Source organism: Flavobacterium frigidum (assembly GCF_048286795.2).
On the sequence record NZ_JBLVPT020000042.1, the window covers coordinates 1 to 1,299 of the forward strand.

Consider the following 1,299-nt stretch of genomic DNA (forward strand, 5'->3'; position numbering starts at 1 on the left):
ACTAGTGTCCAATTAAAATAAGTTGAAAACCAGCTGGTTAGTATTATGTTCATTGACATTATTGTAATCTGATTTCATAAGTAGTTCATTTATAGATGTTTTTTCGAGTAATGATGCGGATAAAATTTGTAGAATTTCGTAGGTTGAACGATTGATTTTTAAATCTTTTGCTATTATAGAAACCAAACAGTAAGTTGCAATTGCTACATTGATTTGAATACGAACAGCATTTTCTGTTGTTCCCCAAAAGGTCTTAACTTTTAGGTGCTGTTTTATCCATTTGAAGAACAATTCTACTTGCCATCTTTGTTTGTAAAGTAGTGCAATATCTTGAGCTGATAATTCAAAATTATTAGTCAAGAATACTAACATTTTTTTATTTTCAGTATCGAAAAATTTTACTTTTCGTATCTTTTCTGGATAATCTTTTGAGGTATAAAAACCTTCTATTTTACCAATTTGGTCATATTTAATTCCAGTGGTTTTATCAATTTTTAGAGAATACATTCTTTTAAATTTCACATTAGATTTTGCTCTAACAACAAAATAAGCATTTGCTTTTGTAATTCGAAAAAGTCGATCATAATCAACATAAGCACGGTCAAAAATATAATACGCAAATGACTCATAATCTATGACATCCATTGCATTAACATCGTGCACATTTGCTTCTGTTATATGGATAAATACCGGGATTTGTGTGTTAATATCAAATAGAGTGTGCAATTTTATTCCTGCTTTAGTTTTTCGAAAATGAGCCCAACAAAATACACTCAAGCATAGATCAATTGTTGAAGAATCAAAAGCATAAATATTACCTTTTATTTCAAAAGCATCATTGCTGTTTTTATCCCGAGCAATCAATATTAAATGATTGGCAAACTCTTCAAATATTTTATAATTACGATTTTCATTAGCTTTGGATAAATTGCTACGAGTTACATTTTTGCCAAATCCTAAATGATATGATTTTGATTGATGTGCTTCTATAACAATTATCAAATCTCTTAAACTTTCTCTTGCTGAAAGCTGACCAAAAATCATACATAATAATTGATTCCAACAAGTAAAATGTTTGACCGATTTATTGCCAAAATATTTACTAGTTAACCTGTCAAAAACACGTTGAGGAAGAAATTCAATCAGTTGAGAAAAGACATATTTACCGTGATTCATATTCGTAATATTGATTTACGAACATAATAATCATTTCAAATCGTCACGCTCAAAAATGACTCTTAAAATACAGATTTACAATAATTTCAAAGAACTTGTTTTATTTTTTAGTGGACACTAGTG

The 1,299-nt window shown here is 28.6% G+C and carries 1 protein-coding gene; it reads right to left on the minus strand.

The window, feature by feature from the left end:
• Positions 1 to 12: 12 nt before the first annotated feature.
• Positions 13 to 1,176 (minus strand): IS4 family transposase, encoded by a 1,164-nt coding sequence (locus tag ACNQGB_RS15980; protein WP_417948127.1) that lies wholly within the window; start codon positions 1,174 to 1,176, stop codon positions 13 to 15.
• Positions 1,177 to 1,299 lie beyond the last annotated feature (123 nt).

Coding starts and splice junctions, on each gene's coding strand:
- ACNQGB_RS15980 (WP_417948127.1), bottom strand. CDS start 1,176: ATGAATCACGGTAAATATGTCTTTTCTCAACTGATTGAATTTCTTCCT.